Consider the following 22709-nt stretch of genomic DNA (forward strand, 5'->3'; position numbering starts at 1 on the left):
GCAACACCCTCTTCACGGCGGGGAGGATGTCAAGAAACTTACGGAGGTCAGACCTGACAGAATGGTCACCCATTCCACTACATCCTTTCAGCTGCAGACTGAATATCCGGATCAGATTTCAGTTTGTCGCTAAGGTATTCGTAGATTTGGGGAACTCGTAAGAGCAGAGGCAGGACAAAATCCTTGTCATTTTTAAGGGAATCAGCGACATAGAACATGGCTAAAGGATTTTCCTCAATGATTGTCCTCAACAGGACTTTATTGTTTTTTGCTGTCTGTCCGGCATAGTAAAAGGCAGGAAAATAGCTTCTGGTAGCCAACAAAACCACTTGCGGGTCATTTCTGAGATCTGTGCTGGCATATTTGAGTGCATCCGCATAATTATTGACGGCAAGCTTTACCAGCGACTTGTCATTTCTGAGACGTTCGCTGGCATATGCTAACAAATCTCCTTGCTGTTCTATGGCAGATTTCGCTATGTCAGTATCATCTTTAAACAGGTCGGCGATCAAACCGAATATTTCCGGGCTTTGCTGAACCAGCGAAAGCACCAGATCCCTGTTATCATCTAAATCAAAGTCCTCTCGCAGCAGTTCAATGCAGGCTTCTCGCCCTTGCCACTCGCTTGCAATGGCCATGCTACATAGCAGTTCTTTTATTATTCTTGCAGCATCATTCGGCTCAAGGTCTTTGGTATCAGCATTAAATATTTGGCGAAGTTCTGAATTTCTATTCGGATCTTCAGTTGCCTCAATAAAATGACAAGCTTTACTGGCCATATCAAAAAACAGCTTGTATTCGCTATCCAGATAATCGAGGAAAGTATATTCATGATTCCAATAATCTGCCTCCCTGTCATTGATTGCATCCAATACCAGGCAATGTTTGAACGTCCAGTTATTTAAAGGTTCGTCCAGCCCGTTTTGACACCTTTTAACCAGCGTTTCAAAATACCATTTGTCGTTATTTTTACTGAAATTAAATTGGTTGATTGATATATCCATGGAGGTGAGCCCGGACAGAATGTTCACCAATTCCACAAAGGCCTTCTGTAATGCTGGTGTGGAATCAAACCGGGTATACTCTATGGTCATTTTTCCCGCGCTTTGATTGAAGCTGATCGCCATTGGCCGTGAACTTTTATCTAATGATGCGCAACGCAGTGTCTGGACCAAAAACCAGAAACGCTTCAATTTACCCTGTAAGTGCTCGTTTTTCTTGTCTTGGGAAAAATCATCTGAGATGTTGAGGCGGAGTGTTCGGCCCTTGCCTCCCTCGGCCTGTTCCAGCATGGTTATGGTACAGATGTGCACTCCCAGAGTTGCATTAACAAAGGCGGCATCCACCATATTCAGCACGCTTAGTTCAAATAAACTAGGCTTGCCCAGTACCGAGATGCAATTGTCGTCTAATAGTCCGGAAACTCCCCGGGGGAGTATCTCAACCAGCGTTTTGTCTTCTTCAACTTCGGTAATTTTTCCCTGGCCGGATGCGCCAGCCACCGGCGCGAGAGCGTTGACAAATTGCTGATGAAGCCAGTAGATCAGGTCGTGGACAGTACAGATTTCGCATTCATAACTGGGCTGGTTCAGTTTTTGCAATGTATCCAACAAGGTCTGGCAATCTCTCAGCCATTGTCCGAAATCCGTCCGCCGGGAGGGCAATTCTTCATTGCCAGCCAGCGGCGTGACCACTTCTGTGTAAAGGTCATCAATGGCATCCTCCAGGTCTATCAATTGTGTTTCAAGGTACGGGAGTTCATCGGTAAAGGGCTGGATTTTGGAGGGTATAGCAACCGCTTCAGACCCGACGGCCAGATCTAAATAACGCCGATAACCGGATAAAAATTGTTGCAGATCGCCCTGCAGAAGATGAATCTCCCTGCCAAGTTGTGATAACAGATCCGATCGGTTTGCTGACATGCTGATTGCCTTGCTTCGTCCTGGTCCAAGGCAATGGCTTAGTAACCGGTCAGCGCGAAAGTAGTCCAGCAACCGGTCATTCTGGCGATTCAGCCAGCCAAAACCTTCATCGACTCTGGTGAACTCGGGTGGTTCTAAAGGACTGCTTGCGGGTAAGCTGACGATATCCTGACCGGAACTGGTGCTATTGGCCTGCCAGAAGGCAGACTGGTCGCCGGTCAGCAAACAGGCTCCGGGGCTGCCGGCAAAAATGCCTGCCACCAGTGTTACCTGTTGTCCGCTGCTCTGTCTTAATGCCTCAGAATACTGACAACCAGCCAACAGACAGGGTATACCCGCCTGACGCAGGGTGATGGCAACATGATCGTTGGTTCCCCCTTGTTTGAACACACAGCCGCCCAGACGTTTTAAAATATCGGGTGCCAGCATCCAGTCACTGGCGTGATTGGCAAAAAGAAGGGTTCCGGACGGGATCTGTTCTGCGTTGACCGGTTCGTTGACCGCCAGGGCCAAACCACTGCAGCAACCTTCACTGACCATGATTCCTTCAGCCATCGACACGGCTGGTGCTGGTTCAGAGAAACGGGTACTGCCCGGCAGCTGGGTCACTGGCCGACACTGGAACAGGTACAATTGCCCTAACATAGACACGCCGAACTCAATATCCACAGGGCAACAGAACATATCTTCCAGCTGTTCTGTGTATTCCTGCAGTTTTTGCAATATCTTGTCAGAAAGCATGATGTCTTTTGCATCGGTGGTTGCCGTGGTGCTCTGTTCGATATAACCCGTTTCATCGGTCTCTTCGTCGGTGATTTTTTCCAGAACAAACTGTGTGGTAACGTCTCCAGCGGTAAATTGCCGATCCGGTTGACTGTTTTCGTCATCATTGCGCCTGATCCTGAAGCGATGAGGGCAGATGCCTGTACGTCCGGAGACCGCCCCCCGGGGTTGACCCGGAGCAAATTCCACCTGAATGGTATCGTCCTGTAAGGTTGAGTGGCTGATCACTACGCCCCCCAGCTGGCAATGAATGCACTCCTGCATGACCAGCGCCATGGGTTTTACCTGTCCGTTTGGACAGACTTCAGGCCGGTAGGCGGAGGACAGGACTTGCAGGCAGGTTTTCAGGATATCGCCGCCACCATGAACCCGGGAATCATAGCGACCGGCCTGGGCGTTGCCGAAGCGGTCTTCATCGACACCGGAACTGCGAACGATGCAGGCTTCGCTGGCTTGTTGCTGAAGCATGAAGTAGCGATGACGAATATCCTCGGCAGCACTGACATATTTGACCTGTTGATAGAAGTCCTCACTGGCAATAAATCCGGATAACCCCTTCAGCCATTCTGATTGTTGCGGATGGGGGAGTTCGCTGATGATTGTGCGCAATTGTTCCAGGCTGAAAGATTTCTGGCTCCGGGTGTCAATATCTGGCAAAAAGTGCAACAGGCATTTTGCGGGGAAAGGCTGTTGCTCCAGCCTGGCGACCAGGGTTGTGTCAACCACAGTAAAGGGTGGAACCGGGATACTGGCCTGCTGCATACGCTGCAGAAACAGTCCCTTGCCGCCCATAAAGGCCCGGGTTTGCCTGTCATCGGTGACTGACAAGATGGCAAGCTGCAAGTCATGGCTGGCAGGTCTGTGGTTATCCGTATTCGGAAGTTTGATATTACGAGCAGGTAGTTGAGGACAAGAGAGAAGCGTTTTGTCTGAATTAACCGTCCTGTGCCCCATGTCAGGAGTAGAGTCTTGCCTGGCAGAAATAACAGAACGAGCGAATGCAGATGCTCTGTTGCAGTCTGGCTTACGGGCAGGTTTCAGTGAAGTTAAGCCTGGTGTTGTTGGTTGAGCCTTTTCCATGACTGTGATCTCTATAATTCTTCTCACATCTGACCGGTGTTTTTGAAAAAAGTTTCAACTAATCGTCAGTCCGGGTTTAAGCTGCAGGAACTTTTTTGATGTAAAAAAGTCAGAAACTATAGTGCCGTTTTTAAAAGAACCTTAATACCAACACCATCATCCCGATGAAGTCAGGTATTCATCGTCAGCAGTGACTCACCAGCGGCTCAGGAATGACGTCGGGTTTATCTCTATGTTTAACGCTTCCTTGCTTCAGGAACATCAGGGCGGCAATACGAGTGGGGTAATTCTAATCCGGACATCACAATGATTTTGCAATTACTCCAGGGGTTATTGATATGGATTCATTACCAGAAACAGGAAATTCACTCTCGACAGCATCGTTTACGAACCCTGAGAGTTGTTCGGCGCAATCTGGCAAAAATTCAAACACTGCACACTGCCTGTCCCCGGGTAGCAGAGAGCAGCTAAGACAGGAATTGCACGCAGCCCTGAAGGTCGGCACTTTGGGGGCTCGACAGATTCGGGCGTGCGACTCGGAATCATGTTATACAAGATTCGAAAAAGAGTCGATTTATCATGACCATAACGACGAGCATCCAAAAGCACCAAGACCTGTCAACCTGATTATCGAAGATGTGCCTTCTTTATTACCCCCAACGAAAGATGTCACAGTTGGCATTCTAAAACCCGATACGCTCGCTGCTTATAAAAATCATGCTGTTACAGCTCATTTACAGTTCAGGGGTTTAAAGCCGGATGAACTTTCTACTAAATGCCTCCCTGACCACAGTTCACTGAGATTGAAAAAGCTCGAACAAGCTGACCGGCTCTGTAGTGTATACAGGAAGTCTACGTCAGGTGAACTGCGACCGAACGGCACATTCAAAGCGCCCGAATTCAGGGAAAAAGATAATGAAAAGTTAAGAAACCCTGCAGAATGGCTAACCACCGGCTATACAAAATCACACATCAAGTGTTTTTTCACGATCAAAGAGAACATTGCCAAAAGTATTACCGATCATTTGCAGGATAAACACCAATTAGAGGAGGCTTTAGGCATAGACCCATTGCCCTGGCTGGTGTTTTCCAGGCAAGGCGGTTCTGCAGAGGTTTATTTTGAGGATGAACTCCCCAGTGATCATCTGTTAACGCTTAATGAAGCCAGGCTCAGAAATTTTGCGATATCCCATAACATTTCTGAAGAGATCTTGATGATGTTATTGAATCTTCTGCCATTGCCGTTAAAAGCAGAAATTCTGAATCAACAGTATCTGCCAACACAGCGGCATCCGGTTCAGGTTGAGGACATTATGAAACTGGTAACGAACCCGGATTCCTCCACTCATCAACGCTTACGGAAATTAATAGACCAGGGTTTCCCTGTACAAAAGAAAGTATTTTACGAAGGAGAATACCAAACACTATTTGATGTATTGATCGAATCAGCAGGCGAATTATGTCTTTACGACCATCTTCACAGAGAGACAGCAGCTGACGAAGACCAGTGTATGAGCTGGACAGCTAAACAGGAAGCTATTTTTGTCCAATTAGCCACTGATCTGGCCAAATGCGGAGTGTCTGTTAATGAGAAAACCGCCAACAACATTCTACAGGATTTTTATTCAATAAGACTTTGCCGCCATCTGAAGGCATTGGGATTATCCTACAAGGGTATTGATTTACGGTCTATGATACTTTGCCACCCATCTTGCAATGATCCGGCTGTGATGCTGGAGTTTCATCAGCGTTGTCTGAGACTCAGTTCAGCACAACTGCAGGAAGCGTTTTACCTTGTCCTTCAACGACCTTTTGAGGGACATCATCCCTTTAACCAACTTAGGAATTATTTGTTAGCACTGTTTCATTTTGGCAAGCCCAATGAGCAAACATTAAGCGCCGTGAGAAAAGAAATAGCTGACACCGGCCCTAAAGGCATCAAAGAATCCTTGGGAAAGCTGAGTGCAGATGACTATATCATCTGGATTAAAGCACTCTGGAAATGCCGAGATAAACAGCCCTTTTACCAGCAATGGCCAGAAAAAGTCAAAGCAGAGCAACAACAAATAGTCGAACTGCAAAAGTCCCTCGGCCTCAGCGACTGTCGATCTGCCCAACCTGCCTCCCTGACGCAACCAGAGGAGTTGCAATTTCTCGTTGACGCCTTCAGCGTTCCACCGGTTTTGCCCAATGCCAGGGATAACGAAGAGACTATTTTGAAAATACTGCAGCATTATTACCGTCGCCCCGGTCCTGAGCGAGTCATCCAATGCCTTGGCAGTGACACATTGCCCGGGGTATGGAAGCCTGATCACAACTGCAGTCATGTATTGCGGGCCCGGAACAATCTGTTGTGGTACATCGAGTTGCTGGAGAAATCCGATCTGATGCGTTTCTCTGAATCTGAAAAGAACCTGTTGTCGTTGGCGATCATCTATCATGATGCCGCTGCAGAAGATGTCCCCAAAGAGGATGAAGAAGACAGGGCGGCTTCCTATTTCAAGCGGGATCTGAAGGGGCAGTACCCACAACATCAGCTGAATGATATTGCCGAAGCACTGGCCCGCAAGGAAGACGACCTACAGGGTAAGAGCGACCAGAATCTGTCCACACAGGTTCGCGGTTATCTGCATGTATTGCGCTTTGCCGACCGCATGGACTTTATCCGATTCAGCGGGGTTGATGCCTCGTTCCCGGGACTCTTCAAAGACCGACAAAAGCCCAGACAGTTTGACCCATCGCGTCTGGATCTGCCGTCGCAACTGACCCGGAATTTCACCCATGGTCCTGCCCTGAAACCGGACTTGCAACAGCAACTGGAAGCCGCCATGCACGGTGCTGCTGATCTGCTACAAGTCACTGGCAGTGACAGCAAAGACCTGCGGACGGTTCCCTATGTTCAAACTTTCCAGCTCCAGCCTGACAGGACCGCTATCACCGATAAATTTGAACACACGCCCCTGCCTCTGCAGAACATGGAAAAATACCTGGATGATAACGTCCGGCGCTATATTGCCAGCCGTGCAGGCATTAACACCTGTTCCAGCCCTGACCATACAGAGTGCAAGACTGACCAGAAAAAGGGGATTACCCGTGGCATCCACAACAGTTTTCATGATCTCAGACAAGTCAGGGTGCCTGAAAGAATGACCCGTCTGGAAAAGACGCAGTGTCGCCATGGCTTCAGATTACTGAGCACTGAAACACAAGAGGCCATCGTTCAGGAGGTGCAACGACTGCAATCCAAAGGGATACTCATGAGCCTCGGCACATTAACCCAGGAAACCCTGAAATCACGTAAGGCAAAAAGAGCGCTTGAGAAAAGAGGATTTGCGGTGGTTAATGAGAAACGTTTCAGGGGATATGACAAGAAAGGTAAGGTAAAGCTGCAGGAAATGCGGGTGCCCGTGAAGGTTGTTCCTGATCGTGATGTTAGTGTTTTGCCGTATAAGGAATGAAGCGAAGACGCAACAAGGCTGGCTGGAATAGGCACAGCCAGCCTCATAAGTTGTGCCTATTGCTCTATTGCCTGAATCAAGCGTCCTGGTTCCGGGCTGCAGCCTGAATATCCGGATCAGATTTCAGTTCCTCGCCAAGGTATTCGTAAATGCGGACATCCCTTGAGAGCAGTGGCAGAACAAAGTCCTTGTCGTTTTTAAGGGACTCAGGAGCAAAGTCCATGACCTTAGGGTTTTCTTCAATGAGTATTCTCAAGAGGGTTTTATTGTTTTTTACTGTCTGCCCGGCATAGTGAAAGGCATCAAAATGCCTTCTGGTAGCCGCCATAACCACATCAGGGTCATTTTTGAGATCCGTACCGGCATACTTTAGTGCACAGCCATCACTTTTAATGGCAAGCATTACCAGCACTCTATCCTTTTTGAAACGAGCGCTGGCATATTTTAATGACAGCCCTTGCTGTCCTATTGCAGATTTGGCTATTTCAATATCATCCTTGAATTCGTCGGAGATATATCTGAATACATTTGGGTTTTGTTGCACCAGGAAAAGCACCAGATTCCTGTCGTGATCTATATCAAAGTTCTCACGCAGGAGTAAAATAAAAATCTTTGGAGAGTGGGTTTCAATGGCCATGTGAGCTAGCAGTTCTTTTGTTATTCTTGCAGCATAATTCGGCTGAAGGTGTCCGGTAGCAGCGGTCAGGATTTGACGAAGATTTGAACTTCTATCCGGGCCTTGAGTTGTGTTAAGAAAATCATCAACTTGTTGGACCATTTCATGGAAGAACCTGTATTCGCCGTCCAGAAAATCAAGGAACGCAAAGTCATAGTAGTATGAGGGTATATGACGGCTTTTGATGACATCCAATACCAGGCAATGTTTGAATATCCAGCTATTCAGGTCGTCGTTCAACCCGTTTTGGCACTTTTTAACCAGTGTTTCAAAATACCACTTATCGGTATTATTTCCGCGATTAAAATTGTTGATTGATATATCCATCGAGGGCAGTCCTCTCAGGACAGTGATCAATTTCACAAAGCCATTCTGTAACGCTAAGGTGGTATCAACCTGGGTGTATTCTATGATCATTTTCCCCGCGTTTTGATTGAAACTGATCGCCATTGGTCGTGAACTTTTATCAATTGATGCACAACGTAGTGTCTGGACCAAAAGCCAGAAACGTTTCAATTTGCCCTGTAGGTGTTTTTTTTCCTCGTCTTGGGAAAAACGATCAGAGATGTCGAGCCGAAGTGTACGGCCCTTACCTCCCTCGGCCTGTTCCAGCATTGCTATGGTGCAGATGTGCACTCCGAGGGTTGCATTAATAAAAGCGGCATCCACCATATTAAGCATGCGTAGCTTTACTATGCCAAGTCTTCTCAGTACAAAAAGGCAATTGTCGTTTAATAGTCCGGGAACTCCTTGGGGGAGTATGTCAATCAGTGTTCTATTTTCTGTGATTTTGGTGATTTGTCCCTGCCCTGATGCTGCTGCCACCGGGGCGAGAGCGCTAACAAATCGCTGATGAAGCCAGTAAATCAGGTCGTGGGCAGAGCGGATATCGCGCACTTCTTCTGGCTGGTTCAGTTTTTGCAATTTATCCAGCAAGGCCTGGCAATCTCTCAGCCACTGTCTGAAATTCGCAGACTGGTCCGGTACTTCCTGGTCGCTGGTCAGCGGTATGACCACTTTTGAGCGCAGGTTAGCAATGGCATCTTTCAGGCAATTGCTTTGTGTTTCAAGGGATGAGAGTTCCTCGGTAAAGGGTTGGACTTCGGCTGCTATTGCATTCGATTCAGACGCTGTGGCCAGCGTTAAAAAGTTCTGATAACCGGATACAAACCGTTGTAAATCCTCTTGTAGCTGCTGAATCTCGATGCCAAGCTGTTTTAATAGTTTCGATCGGTTTGCTGACATGCTGACGGCCTTACTTCGCCCCGGGCCAAGGCAGAAGCCTGCTAACCGGTCAGGGTGAAAATAGTCCAGCAACCGGGTATTTTGGCGATTCAGCCAGTCAAAACCTTCGTCGACTCGGTTGAAGTTCGGTGGCTCAGCAGCACCGGTTGCGGGTGAGCTGATGATATCCTGTCTGGAACTGGTGCTATGGGCCTGCCAGAAGGCAGACTGGTCGCCGTTTAGCAAACAGGCTCCGGGGCTGTCGGCAAAACTCCCTGCCACCAGTGTTACCTGTTGTCCGCTGCTCTGTCTTAATGCCTCAGGATACTGAGAACCAGCCAACAGACAGGGTATACCCGCCTGGCGCAGGGTGATGGCAACATGATCGTTGGTTCCCCCCTGGTTGAACACGCAGCCGCCCAGACGTTTTAAAATATCGGGTGCCAGCATCCAGTCACTGGCGTGATTGGCAAACAGAAGGGTTCCGGGCGGAATCTGTTCTGCCTTGACCGGTTCGGTGACCGCCATGGCTACACCACTGCAGCAACCTTCACTGACCATGATTCCTTCAGCCAGTGGCAGGGTTGGCACAGGTGCAGAGAAACGGGTACTGCCCGGCAGCTGGGTCACTGGTCGGCACTGGAACACGTAGAGTTGCTGATCGCCATCCACGCCGAACTCAATATCGACCGGGCAACAGAACATATCTTCCAGCTGTTCTGTGTATTGCTGCAGTTTTTGCAATATCTCGTCAGAGAGCATGATGTCTTTTGCATCCGGGGATGCCGTCGTGCTTTGTTCGATATAACCTGCTTCGCCGGTCTCTTCACCGGTGATTTTTTCCAGAACAAACTGAGTGGTAACGTCTCCAGCGGTAAATTGCCGATCCGGTTGACTGTTTTCGTCATGACTGCGCCTGATCGTATAGCGATGGGGTTGGATACCTGTATTTCCGGAGACCGCCCCCCGGGGTTGACCTGGTGCAAATTCCACCTGAATGGTATCGTCCTGTAACGTTGAGTGGCTGATCACTACACCCCCCAGCTGACAATGAATACACTCCTGCAGGACCAGCGCCATGGGTTTTACCTGTCCGTTTGGACAGACTTCAGGTCGGTAGGCGGAGGACAGGACTTGCAGGCAGGTTTTCAGGATATCGCCGCCACCATGAACCCGGGAATCATAGCGACCGGCCTGGGCGTTGCCGAAGCGGTCTTCATCGACGCCGGAACTGCGGACGATGCAGGCTTCCCCGGCTTGTTGCCGGAGCCTGAAGAAGCAATGGCGAATATCCCGGGCAGCACTGATATTTTTGACGAGTTGATAGAAATCCTCACTGGCAATAAACCCGGATAACCCCTTGAGCCATTCTGATTGTTGCAGATGGGGGAGTTCGGTAACAGTCCTGCGCAATTGTTCCAGACTGAATGATTCCTGACCCCGCGAGTCAATATCTGGCAAAAAGGGCAACAGGCATTTTGCTGGGAAAGACTGTTGCTCCAGTCTGGCGACCAGGGTTGTGTCAACCACAGTGAAGGGTGGAACCGGGATACCGGCCTGCTGCAAACGCTGCAGAAACAAACCTTTGCCGCCAAAAGAGGATCGGATTTGCTCGTCTGTGATGAGAGTAGAAATGTCAGGTGGCAAGTCATGGTTGGCAGGCTTGCTATTTTTCGTAACCGGATGTTCGACACCACGAGCGGGTAGCGGAGTAAAAGACGGGAAAGCTTTACCTGGATAAACCTTCATTAACTGCAGCTGCTTGCGAGAAGGGCTCTCTTGATCGTAAGGAGTGACAGAACGGTTGAGTGCGTACGCTGCCTGATCACCCGATAACCGGGCAGATTTGTCCTCAGCCGGACCTGATTTTGTGGGTTGAATACTCTCCATAGCCTGGATTTCCTTGATTTCTTTGAAATAAGACCCTTACTTTTGAAAAAAGTTTCAATAAATGAACATCAGGCCTCCTCTTGCACAGAGAGACCAGAATGAGAGGTGTTTCTTGAGGGTTCTAGCGAAATTTCCGGGCGACCTTCGGGGCGACATTCCGGTACCGGGCGTCTTTATCTGCACCCCATCAGTTCACAAAAGCGCACTCAGAAGGTGAAAGTCAGAGTCAGAGTCAGAGTCAGAGGATTACACACGAAGAGCCTTGACTCCGTTGCCCGGCAGCAGCCAGAATATCCGGATCAGATTTCAGTCTGTTGCTGAGATATTTATAGATGTCAGGCTCTCGTGAGAGCAGTGGGAGAATAAGCTTCTTGTCATTTTTGATGGACTTATTAGAGAATACGATGGCCATGGGTTGTTCCTTAATGATAATCCTCAACAAGGCTTCATCGTTTATTGCTGTCTTCCCGGCATGAAAAAGGGCATACGCATTCTTTTTCGTGGCCAACAGAACCACCTCGTGGTCATTCTTGAGCTTGCTACTGGCATACCTGATTGCATCACCATCTTTTTTGACGGCAATCTTTACCAGCGTTCTATCATTTCTGAGACGATCGCTGGCATATTTTAAAAAATATGGATTTTGTTCTATTGCAGTTTTAGCGATGTCAACATCATCCTTCAATTTGTCATCGAGAGATGCAAATATCTTTGGATTTTGCTTAACCAGCAGAAGCACCAGTCCTCTATCCTTATCCAGATCAAAGTCCTCACGCAAGAGTTTAATAGCAACATCATCTATGCGCCGCCAATCATCCAGACTAGCCATACAAAATAACAGTTCTTTTATAATTCCTTGTGCAGCCTTCGGCTCAAGGTGGCTGGTAGCAGTGGTAATGATTTGGCGAAGTTCCGAATGGTTATTCAGGTCCTTAGTTCTCTGAAACCAGGCACCGATTCCTTTGCCCATTTCATAAAAGAGCCTGTATTCACTTTCCAGAAAATCAAGGAGCGAAACATCATCAGGTCTGGAGTGGCTTGGACGATCGTCGAAGTCATCATCCCCGCCCCCTGAGATTGAATCCAATAGCACGTAATTTTTGAAGCTTGTCTCATTTCTTATGATTGCATCCAATACCAGGCATTGTTTGTATGTCGACTTATTTAAGGGATCGTCCAGTCCGTTTTGGCACCTTTTAACCAGTGTTTCAAAATTCCACCGATCAGCAATTGCACCCTGAGAAGAATTGTTGATTGACATATCCATGTCGCGCAGTGCTGACAGAATAACCAACAATTTCACAGAGGCCTCCTGTAATGCTGATGTGGAATCAACCTGATTGCACTCTATGGTTATTTTACCCGTGCTTTGATTGAAGCAGATCGCCATTGGCCGTGAATTTTCATCAATCGATGCACAGCGGAGTGTCTGGACCAAAAACCAGAAACGCTTCAATTTACCCTGTAGGTGTATGTTTCTCTGGTCTTGGGAAAAATCGTCCGAGATGTCGAGGCGGAGTGTACGGCCCTTGCCTCCCTCGGCCTGTTCCAGCATGGTTATGGTGCAGACGTGTACTCCCAAGGATATAGTGGCAAAAGCAGCATCCGCCATGTTAAGCACACTTAGCTTCAATCCGGGAATATCCTCCAGTAACGAGATGCAACGGTGGTTTAATAGTCCGTAAGCGCCTGGGGGGCGCATATCAATCAGCGATCTCTTTTTAGCAAATTTGGTAATTTCTCCCTGTCCTGATGCTTTAGCCACCGGGGCAAGAGCTTTAACAAATCGCTTATGAAGCCAGTAAATCAGGTCATGAGCAGAATGGATAGCTGTCACTTGCTTGGGCTGGGTCAGTGTTTGCAATTTATCCCGCAAGGTCTGGCAATCCTTCAGCCATTGTCTGAAATTCGCAGGCTGGCTGGATACTTTCAGGCCAGTGGTCAGCGGTATGACCACTTTTGAACACAGGTTATCAATGGCATCTTTCAGGCTCTTGCATTGTTTTTCAAGGAGCTGGATTTCATTGCAAAAGGTTCGCACTTTAATGTGTGCTTTATCGGATTGAGACACTTTGGCCAGATCTAAAAAGCGCGTATAACCGGATACAAACAGTTGCAAATCATCCTGCAACAGCCGAATCTCCATGCCAAGCTGTTGCAACAGATCCGATCGGTTTGCTGACATGCTCACGACCTTGCTCCGCCTCGGGCCAAGGCAGTGACTGAGTATTCGGTCAGGGAGAAAATAATCCAGCAAGCGGTTATTTTGGCGATTCAGCCAGCTAAAACCTTCGTCGACCCGGGTGAAGTCCGGGGGTTCTGCAGCACCTGTTGCGGGTGAGCTGACGGTCTCCTGTCCGGAATGGTTACTATTGGCCTCCCAGAAGGCAGACTGGTCGCCTGTCAGCAAATAGGCTCCGGGGCTGCCGGAAAAACTGCCTGCCACCAGTGTGACCTGTTGCCCGCTGGCTGCCTCAGAATATTGAGAACCAGCCACCAGACAGGGTATACCCGCCTGACGCAGGGTGATGGCAACATGATCGTTGGTTCCTCCCTGTTTGAACACGCAGCCGCCCAGACGTTTTAAAATATCCGGTGCCAGCATCCAGTCACTGCCGTGATTGGCAAGCAGAATGGTACCGGGCGGAATCTGTTCCGCGCTGACCGGCTCGTTAACCACCAGGGCAAGGCCACTGCAATAACCTTCACTGACCAGGGTTCCTTCAGCCAGAGGCAGGGAGGGAGCGGCTGCACAGAAACGGCTACTGCCTGGCAGCTGGGTCACTGGTCGGCACTGGAAGACGAAGACATTCCCCCGGTTATCGACACCGAACTCCACATCCACCGGGCAATAGAACATATTTTCCAGCTGTTCTATATACTTCTGGACTTGTTGCAATATCTTGTCAGTAAGCCTGATGTCTTTTGCATTGCCGGTTGTCGCAATGCACTCTTCAACATAACCCTCTCCACCGGTGATTTTTTTCAGAACAAACTGGCTGCTAACGTCTCCCGGGGTAAATTGCCGATCCGGTTGGCTGTTTTCGTCATCACTGCGCCTGATCGTATAGCGATGAGGGCGGATGCCTGCATTTCCGGAGACGGCCCCCCGTGGTTGCCCCTGTGCAAATTCCAGCTCCATGGCATCGTCTTCCAACGTTGAGTGGCTGATCACTACACCCCCCAGCCGACAATGGATGCACTGCTGCAGGACCAGCGCCATGGGTTTTACCTGTCCGTTCGGGCAGACCTCAGGCCGGTAGGCGGATGACAGGACTTGCAAGCAGGTTTTCAGGATATCGCCGCCACCATGAACCCGGGAATCATAGCGACCGGCCTGGGCATTGCCGAAGCGGTCTTCATCGACGCCGGAACTTCGGACGATGCAGGCTCCCCTGGCTTGTTGCCGAAGTAGGGTGTAGCAATGGTGAATCTCCCTGGCAGCACTGGTTTTTTTGACCTGTTGATAGAAATCCTCACTGGCAATAAATCCGGATAGCCCCTTGAGCCATTCTGATTGTTGCGGATGGGGGAGTTTGGTAACGATCGTGCGCAATTGTTCCAGACTGAATGATTTCTGGCTCCGCATGTTTATGTGTGGCAAAAAGGGCAACAGGCATTTTTTGGGGAAAGGCTGTTGCTCCAGCCTGGCGACCAGAGCAGTGTCAACCACAGTGAAGGGTGGAACCGGGATCCCGGCCTGCTGCATATGGTGCAGAAACAGTCCCTTGCCGCCCACAAAGGCCCGGTCATTGTTGGCTTGCAAGCTGGACAAGTCATGGCTGGCAGGCCTGCGGTTATCCGTATTCGGAAGTTTGATATCACGAGCAGGTAGTTGAGGACAAGAGAGGACAGTTTTGTCTGAATTATCCTTCATGCAGGGTGGGAAATCTTGCTTGGCAGAAATAACAGAACGAGCGAATGCAGATGCAGATGCTTTTTCGCATTTTGGCGAACAGGCAGATGTGGGTAATGCTAAGCCCGATGTTGTTAGCTGAGTGTTTTCCATGACTGTGATCTCCATAATCCTTTCTATATTTGACTGGTGTTTTTGAAAAAAGTTTCAACTATCCGTCAGTCTTATCCTCAACAGGGCTTCAATGTTTTTTGCTAACGACCTGGCATAGTCAAAGGAATAAATATTTCTTCTGGTAGCTGACAGAATCACATTATTGTCATTTTTGAGATCTTTACTGGCAGAGTGGAGAGCACAATCAATGATTATTGACGGCAAGCGATACCAGCGATGTATTGTTTTTGAGACGTTCGCTGGCAAAGGCTAATAAATCAGTTTCCTGTTCTATGGCAGTTTTAGCTATGTCAATATCATCCTTGAATAGGTCGGCGACATCTTCAAATATCCATGGGTTTTGCCGAACCAGAAAAAGCACCAGATCTCTGTCATGATCTAAATCAAAGTCCTCACGCAGAAGTTCAATGCAAGCGTCCTGCAATGGCGAGTCGCTTGCAATGGCCATGGAAAGTAACAGTTCTTTTATTATTCTTGCGGCATCATTCGGCTCAAGGTGTTTGGTATCAGCATTAAATATTTGCCGAAGTTCTGAATTTTTGTTCGGATCTTCAGTTGCCTTAATACAATGACAAGCTTTATTGGCCATATCAAAAAACAGCTTGTATTCGCTATCCAGATAATCGAGGAAAGTATATTCATGATGCCAATAAGCAGCATCTCTGTCATTGATTGCATCCAATACCAGGCAATGTTTGAACGTCCGGTTATTTACTGGTTCGTCCAGCCCGTTTTGACACCTTTTAATCAGCGTTTCAAAATACCATTTGTCAGTATTTTTACTGAAATTAGATTGGTTGATTGATATATCCATGGAGGTGAGCCCGGACAGAATGTTCACCAATTTCACAAAGGCTTTCTGTAATGCTTGTGTGGAATTAACCTGGGTATACTCTATGATCATTTTCCCCGCGCTTTGATTGAAACTGATCGCCATTGGCCGTGAACTGCTATCAATTGATGCGCAACGGAGCGTCTGGACCAAAAACCAGAAACGCTTCAATTTACCTTGTAAGTGCTTGTTTTTCTCGTCTTGGGAAAATTTGTCCGAGATGTCAAGGCGGAGTGTTCGGCCCTTGCCTCCCTCAGCCTCTTCCAGCATGGTTATGGTGCAGACGTGCACTCCGAGGGTTGCATTAACAAAAGCGGCATCCGCCATATTTAGCATGTCTAGCTCTACTACAAAAAGTTTGCTCAGTACTGAGAGGCAATCGTCGTTTAATAGTCCGGGAACTCCCTGGGGGAGTATATCAATCAGCGTTCCATATAATGTAATATCGGTAATTTGTCCCTGACCGGATGCTTCAGCCACCGGGGCAAGAGCACTGACAAATCGCCGATGAAGCCAATAGATCAGGTCGTGGGCAGAATGGATATCGCTCATTCTTCCGGGCTGGTTCAGTTTTTGCAATTTATCCAGCAAGGTCTGGCAATCTCTCAGCCATTGTCTGAAATTCGTCCGTCGTCTGGGCAATTCTCCTTTGCTGGCCAGCGGCGTGACCACTTCTGAGTACAGGTCACCAATAGCATCCTTCAGGTAGCGCCATTGTTTTTTAAGGAGCGGGAGTTCATCGATAAAGTAACTGACTATCGAGCCCGCTGTAGACCCAATGGCCAGATCTAAAAAACGCTTATAACCGGTTATAAATCGTTGCAAATCGTCCTGCAGAAAATGAATCTCCATGCCAAGTTGTAGTAACAGATCCGATCGGTTTGCTGACATACTGATCGCCTTGCTTCGCCCTGGTCCAAGGCAGTGGCTTAGTAACCGGTCAGCGCGAAAGTAGTCCAGCAACCGGTTATTCTGGCGATTCAGCCAGGCAAAACCTTCGTCGACTCTGGTGAAGTCGGGCGGTTCTACAGGAGTGGTTGCGGGTAAGCCGATGATATCCTGGCCGGAAGTGATGCTGTTGGCCTGCCAGAAGGCAGACTGGTCGCCGGTTAGCAAACAGGCTCCTGGGCTGCCGGCAAAACTGCCTGCCACCAGTGTTACCTGTTGTCCGCTGCTCTGTCTTAATGCCTCAGAATACTGACAACCAGCCAACAGACAGGGTACACCCGCCTGGCGCAGGGTGATGGCAACATGATCGTTGGTCCCCCCTTGTCTGAACACGCAGCCGCCCAGACGTTCTAAAATATCGGGTGCCAGCATCCAGTCACTGGCGTGATTGGCAAACAGAAGGGTTCCGGGTGGAATCTGTTCTGCGCTGAGCGGTTCGGTGACTTCCATGGCCACACTACTACAGCAACCTTCACTCACCATGATTCCTTCAGCCATTGGCAGGGCGGGTGCTGGTGCAGAGAAACGGGTACTGCCCGGCAGCTGGGTCACTGGTCGGCACTGGAACACGTGGAGTTGTTGATCGCCATCCACGCCGAACTCAATATCGACCGGGCAACAGAACATATTTTCCAGCTTTTTTATGTATTTCTGCAGCTGTTGCAATATCTCGTCAGAAAGCATCATGTCTTTTGCATCCGAGGTTGCCGAGGTGCTCTGCTCGATATAACCTGCTTCGCCGGTCTCTTCACTGGTGATTTTTTCCAGAACGAACTGTGTGGTAACGTCTCCAGCGGTAAATTGCCGATCTGGTTGACTGTTTTCGTCATCACTGCGCCTGATACTATAACGATGAGGGCGGATGCCTGTATTCCCGGAGACCGCCCCCCGGGGTTGACCCGGAGCAAATTCCACCTGAATGGTATCGTCCTGTAAGGTTGAGTGGCTGATCACTACCCCCCCCAGCTGACAATGAATGCACTGTTGCAGGATCAGCGCCATAGGTTTTACCTGCCCGTTCGGGCAGACTTCAGGCCGGTAGGCGGACGACAGGACTTGCAGGCAGGTTTGCAGGATATCGCCGCCACCATGAACCCGGGAATCATAGCGACCGGCCTGGGCATTGCCGAAGCGGTCTTCATCGACGCCGGAACTGCGAATGATGCAGGCTTCGCTGGCTTGTTGCCGGAGCATAAAGAAGCAATGGCGAATGTCCCGGGCAACACTGATATTTTTGATCTGTCGATAGAAATCCTCACTGGCAATAAATTCGGATAACCCCTTGAGCCATTCTGATTGTTGCTGATGGGGGAGTTTGGTAACGATCGTGCGCAGTTGTTCCAGGCTGAATGATTCCTGGCTCCGGGTGTCAATATCTGGCAAAAAGGGCAACAGGCATTTTGCGGGGAAAGTCTGTTGCTCCAGCCTGGCGATCAGGGTTGTGTCAACCACAGTGAAGGGTGGAACCGGGATTCTGGCCTGCTGCATACGCTGCAGAAACAGCCCCTTGCCGCCCATAAAGGCCCGGGTTTGCCTGTCATTGCTGCTAGGCAAGGTGACAGGCTGCAAGTCATAGCTGACGGGCCTGCGGTTATCCGTATTCGGAAGTTTGATATCACGAGCAGTGAGTTCAGGACAAGAGAGATGAGTTTTGTCTGAATTATCCTTCATGCAAGGAGAGGAGTCTTGTCTGGCAGAAATAACAGAACGAGCGAATGCAGATGCTCTGTCGCAGTTTGGCTTACGGGCAGGTTTGAGTGAAGCAAGGCCCGATGTTGTTAGCTGAGTGTTTTCCATGACTGTGATTTCCATAATCCTGGTTAATTTCGACCAGTGCTTTTGAAAAAAGTTTCAACTAATCAGTCCGAGCTTAATTGAGGTGTGCGACTCGCATCCACTGAGCTGGCTATGAAGCAGGCAGCCTCTGTAGTGCATGGGATGCAGAGATTTGGCGTTGATCAGTATGAGATTTCCATCCTTTGCGCTGCAGCCTGGATGTCCGGATCAGATTTCAGTTTATCGCTAAGGTCTTCGTAAATGCAGGGATATCGTGAGAGCAGAGGCAGGACAAAATCCTTGTCATTTTTAAGAGATTCAGTAGCAAAGTACATGGCTTCCGGTTTTTCCTTAATGATTTTCCTCGACAGGGCTTCATTGTTTTTTACTGTCTGTCCGGCATAGTAAAAGGCAAAAGCATAGTTTCTGGTAGCTGACAAAACCACAGCGGGGTCATTTTTGAGATCTGTACTGGCATATTCGATGGCTCTACCACAATTATTGACGGCAATCGTCACTAGCGATTTATTATTTTTGAGATGATTGCTGGCATACTCTAATAAATCTCCTTGCTTTTTTATTGCAGATTCAGCTATTTCAATATCATTCTTAAATCGGTCGGCAATATATTCAAATACCCTTGGGTTATGGCGAACCAGGAATTTAACCTGAGCCCTGTCGTCATCTAAATTAAAGTCCTCACGCAAGAGTTCAATATAAGTGAGTGTCGATATGCTTCCAATGGCCATGTGAGCTAACAGTTCTTTTATTATTCTTGCGGCATCATCCGGCTCAAGGTGTTTGGTCGCTGAGCTGAGGATCTCGCGAAGTTCTGTATTTCGATTCGGAGCTTTGGATGTGTTAGTCTGGTGGCGAGCTCTTTTGGCCAATTCAAAGAAGAGTCTGTACTCGCTATCCAGATAATCGAAGAACGTATAATCATAATGCCATTCTGTCGGCATATATCGGCTAGTGATTGCATCCAGTACCAGACAATGTTTGTATATCCAGTTATTTTCAGGTTCGTCCAGCCCGTTTTGGCACTTTTTAACCAGTGTTTCAAAATACCACTTTTCAGAAGTGTCACCGGGATTAAATTTGTTGATTGATATATCCATGCTGGTGAGTCCTGACAGAATGGTCACCAATTTCACAAAGCCATCTTGCAATGCTCGTTTTGTATCAACCTGAGTGTATTCTATGGTCATTTTTCCCGCACTTTGATTGAAATTGATTGCCATTGGCCGTGAATTGCTATCAATGGATGCGCAGCGCAGTGTCTGGACCAAAAACCAGAAACGCTTCAGTTTGCCCTGTAAATTCCTGTTTTTCTCGTTTTGGGAAAACTTATCTGAGATGTCGAGGCGGAGTGTTCGGCCCTTGCCACCCTCGGCCTGTTCCAGCATGGTTATGGTGCAGGCATGTATTCCGAGTGTTGCACTAATCAAAGCGGCATCCATCATATTAAGCATGCGAAGACTGGCTACGTTAAGTTTGCTCAGTACCGAGATGCAATTGTCGTTTAATAGTCCGGAAACGCCTCGGGGGAGTAAATCAATCAGGATTCTCTTTTCTGTAATTTCGGTAATTTTACCTTGGCCGGATGCTTCGGCCACCGGGGCGAGAGCGCTGACAAATCGCTGATGAAACCAGTAAATCAGGTCATGAGCAGAATGGATATCGCACACTTCTCTGGGTTGGGTCAGTTTTTGCAGTTTATCCTGCAAGGTCTGACAATCTTTGAGCCATTGTCCTAAATTCGTCCGCCGGGTGGGCAATTCTCCTTCCGTAGCCAGCGGCAAGAGCACTTTTGAGCAGAGACCATTAATGGCATCCTCCAGGTATTTACATTGTTTTTTGAGTGCCGTGAGTTCATTGACAAAAGGCTGGACTCCGGAAGATAGGGCGCCCGATTCAGAGCCTGCAGCCAGATATAAAAAGCGCTCATAACCGGTTAGAAATTGCTGCAAATCGTTCTGCAGAAGAAGAGTCTCCATACCGAGTTCCGGTAATAGATTCGTTCGGTTTGCTGACATACTCATTGCCTTGCTTCGACCCGGAGCAAGGCAGTGGTTTAGTAGTCTGTCGGCATGAAAGTAGTCCAGCAAGCGATTATTCTGGCGGTTCAGCCAGTCAAAACCTGTGTCGACTCTGGTGAAGTCGGGCGGTTCTGTGAGACAGCTTGAGGGTCGGCTTATGATATCCTCACCAGAAGTCCTGCTATTGGCCTGCCAGTAGGCAGACTGGTCGCCGGTCAGCAAACAGGCTCCGGGGCTGTCGGCAAAACTGCCTGCCACCAGCGTTACCTGTTGTCCGCTGCTCTGTCTTAATGCCTCAGAATACTGACAACCAGCCAACAGACAGGGTATACCCGCCTGACGCAGGGTGATGGCAACATGATCGTTAGTTCCTCCCTGTTTGAACACGCAGCCACCCAGACGTTTTAAAATATCAGGTGCCAGCATCCAGTCACTGGCGTGATTGGCAAACAGAATGGCACCGGGTGGAATCTGTTCTGGGTTGACCGGTTCGTTGACCGCCAGGGCCACACCACTACAGCAACCTTCACTGACCATGATTCCTTCAGCCATTGACGCGGCTGGCGCAGGTGCAGAGAAACGGGTACTGCCCGGCAGCTGAGTCACTGGTCGACTCTGGAACAGGTGGAGTTGCAGATCGCCATCCACGCCGAACTCAGCATCGACCGGGCAACAGAACATATCTTCGAGCTTTTCTATGTTTTTCTGCAGTTCTTGCAATATCTTGTCAGAGAGCATGATGTCTTTTGCATCGGTGGTTGCAGTCTTGCTGCGTTCGATATAACCCGCCTCACCGGTCTCTTCATCGGTGATTTTTTCCAGGACAAACTGTGTCGTAACATCACCCGGGGTAAATTGCCGATCTGGTTGACTGTTTTCGTCATCACTGCGCTTGATCGAATAGCGATGGGGGCGGATACCTGTGGTTCCGGAGACCGCCCCCCGGGGTTGACCCAGTGCATATTCCACCTCAATGGTATTGTCCTTTAGTGTTGAGTGGCTGATCACTGCGCCCCCCAGCAGGCAATGAATGCACTGCTGCAGGACCAGCGCCATGGGCTTTACCTGTCCGTTCGGGCAGACTTCAGGCCGGTAGGCGGATGACAGGACTTGCAGGCAGGTTTTCAGGATATCGCCGCCACCATGAACCCGGGAATCATAGCGACCGGCCTGGGCGTTGCCGAAGCGGTCTTCATCGACGCCGGAACTGCGGACGATACAGGCTCCACTGGCTTGTTGCCGAAGTCTGAAGTAGCGATGGCGAATACCCCGGGCAGCACTGATATTTTCTACTTGTTGATAGAAATCCTCACTGGCAATAAACCCGGATAAACCCTTAAGCCATTCTGATTGTTGCGGGTGGGGGAGTTTGGTAACGATCGTGCGCAGTTGTTCCAGGCTGAATGATTGCTGACTCTGCGTGTCTATATCTGGCAAAAATGGCAACAGGCATTTTGCGGGGAAAGGCTGTTGCTCGAGCCTGGCGATCAGGGTTGTGTCAACCACCGTGAAGCGTGGAACCGGAATCCCGGCCTGTTGCATACGGTACAGAAACAATCCCTTGCCGCCTATAGAGGATCGGATTTGCTCGTCTTTGATGAGAGTTGAAAAGTCAGGTGGCAAGTCATGGCTGGCAGGCTTGCTATTTTTCGTATCCGGGCATTCGATACCACGAGCGGATAGCGGAGTAAAAGACGGGAAAGCTTCACCTGGATCAACCTTCATTAACCGCAGCTGCTTGTGAGGAGGGCTCTCATGATCGTTAGGAGTGATAGAACGGCTGAGTGCATACGCTGCCTGACCACCCGACAACCGGGCAGATTTGTCCTCAGTCGGGCCTGATCTTGTTGGTTGAATGCTATCCATAGCCTTAATTTCCTTGATTTCGTTGATTACCTTTATATGAGACCGGTACTTTTGAAAAAAGTTTCAATAAATCAACATCAGGCCTCTGCTTGCACAGAGAGACCAGAATGAGAGCTGTTTCTTGAGGGTTGTAGCGAAATTTCCGGGCGACCTTCGAAAATAGAAATAGCAGACACCCACCCTGA

General features: G+C 48.9%; 6 protein-coding genes. 1 reads left to right on the forward strand and 5 read right to left on the reverse strand.

Annotated elements, in window-relative coordinates; translation table 11 throughout:
- Positions 1-77: 77 nt before the first annotated feature.
- The gene (locus ACOJUO_RS19275; protein ID WP_422137857.1) at positions 78-3785 is read right to left on the reverse strand and encodes a DUF4116 domain-containing protein; all 3708 of its coding nucleotides are present in this window, start codon (positions 3783-3785) and stop codon (positions 78-80) included.
- Between the two features lie 338 nt (positions 3786-4123).
- On the opposite strand from ACOJUO_RS19275, the gene ACOJUO_RS19280 reads away from it, so the two are divergent.
- Positions 4124-7243, forward strand: a complete 3120-nt coding sequence (locus tag ACOJUO_RS19280) for a hypothetical protein (RefSeq protein ID WP_422137858.1) — start codon at positions 4124-4126, stop codon at positions 7241-7243.
- 76 nt (positions 7244-7319) lie between these two features.
- Here the strand turns inward: ACOJUO_RS19280 and ACOJUO_RS19285 are convergent, their stop codons facing one another.
- The 4 genes from ACOJUO_RS19285 to ACOJUO_RS19300 form a co-directional block, all read right to left on the reverse strand.
- Positions 7320-11033, reverse strand: coding sequence for a DUF4116 domain-containing protein (locus tag ACOJUO_RS19285; RefSeq protein ID WP_422137859.1), 3714 nt, complete (start codon positions 11031-11033; stop codon positions 7320-7322).
- A gap of 238 nt (positions 11034-11271) precedes the next feature.
- Positions 11272-15042 carry a DUF4116 domain-containing protein gene (locus ACOJUO_RS19290; RefSeq protein WP_422137860.1) on the reverse strand — a complete coding sequence of 1257 codons (3771 nt, stop codon included), beginning with the start codon at positions 15040-15042 and terminating at the stop codon, positions 11272-11274.
- Positions 15043-15247: 205 nt separating this feature from the next.
- Positions 15248-18640, reverse strand: a complete 3393-nt coding sequence (locus ACOJUO_RS19295; protein ID WP_422137861.1) for a PEP/pyruvate-binding domain-containing protein — start codon at positions 18638-18640, stop codon at positions 15248-15250.
- A gap of 161 nt (positions 18641-18801) precedes the next feature.
- Complete coding sequence (locus ACOJUO_RS19300) at positions 18802-22524, reverse strand: DUF4116 domain-containing protein (RefSeq protein ID WP_422137862.1); 3723 nt, start codon at positions 22522-22524, stop codon at positions 18802-18804.
- Between the last annotated feature and the right edge of the window lie 185 nt (positions 22525-22709).

It is taken from the genome of Endozoicomonas sp. ALC020 (assembly GCF_049275935.1).
In the GTDB taxonomy this organism is placed as follows: Bacteria; Pseudomonadota; Gammaproteobacteria; order Pseudomonadales; family Endozoicomonadaceae; genus Endozoicomonas_A.

Bases quoted from the DNA above. Each gene is read 5' to 3' on its own strand.
- ACOJUO_RS19275 (WP_422137857.1), bottom strand. From the start codon at position 3,785: ATGGAAAAGGCTCAACCAACAACACCAGGCTTAACTTCACTGAAACCT.
- ACOJUO_RS19280 (WP_422137858.1), top strand. From the start codon at position 4,124: ATGGATTCATTACCAGAAACAGGAAATTCACTCTCGACAGCATCGTTT.
- ACOJUO_RS19285 (WP_422137859.1), bottom strand. From the start codon at position 11,033: ATGGAGAGTATTCAACCCACAAAATCAGGTCCGGCTGAGGACAAATCT.
- ACOJUO_RS19290 (WP_422137860.1), bottom strand. From the start codon at position 15,042: ATGGAAAACACTCAGCTAACAACATCGGGCTTAGCATTACCCACATCT.
- ACOJUO_RS19295 (WP_422137861.1), bottom strand. From the start codon at position 18,640: ATGGAAAACACTCAGCTAACAACATCGGGCCTTGCTTCACTCAAACCT.
- ACOJUO_RS19300 (WP_422137862.1), bottom strand. From the start codon at position 22,524: ATGGATAGCATTCAACCAACAAGATCAGGCCCGACTGAGGACAAATCT.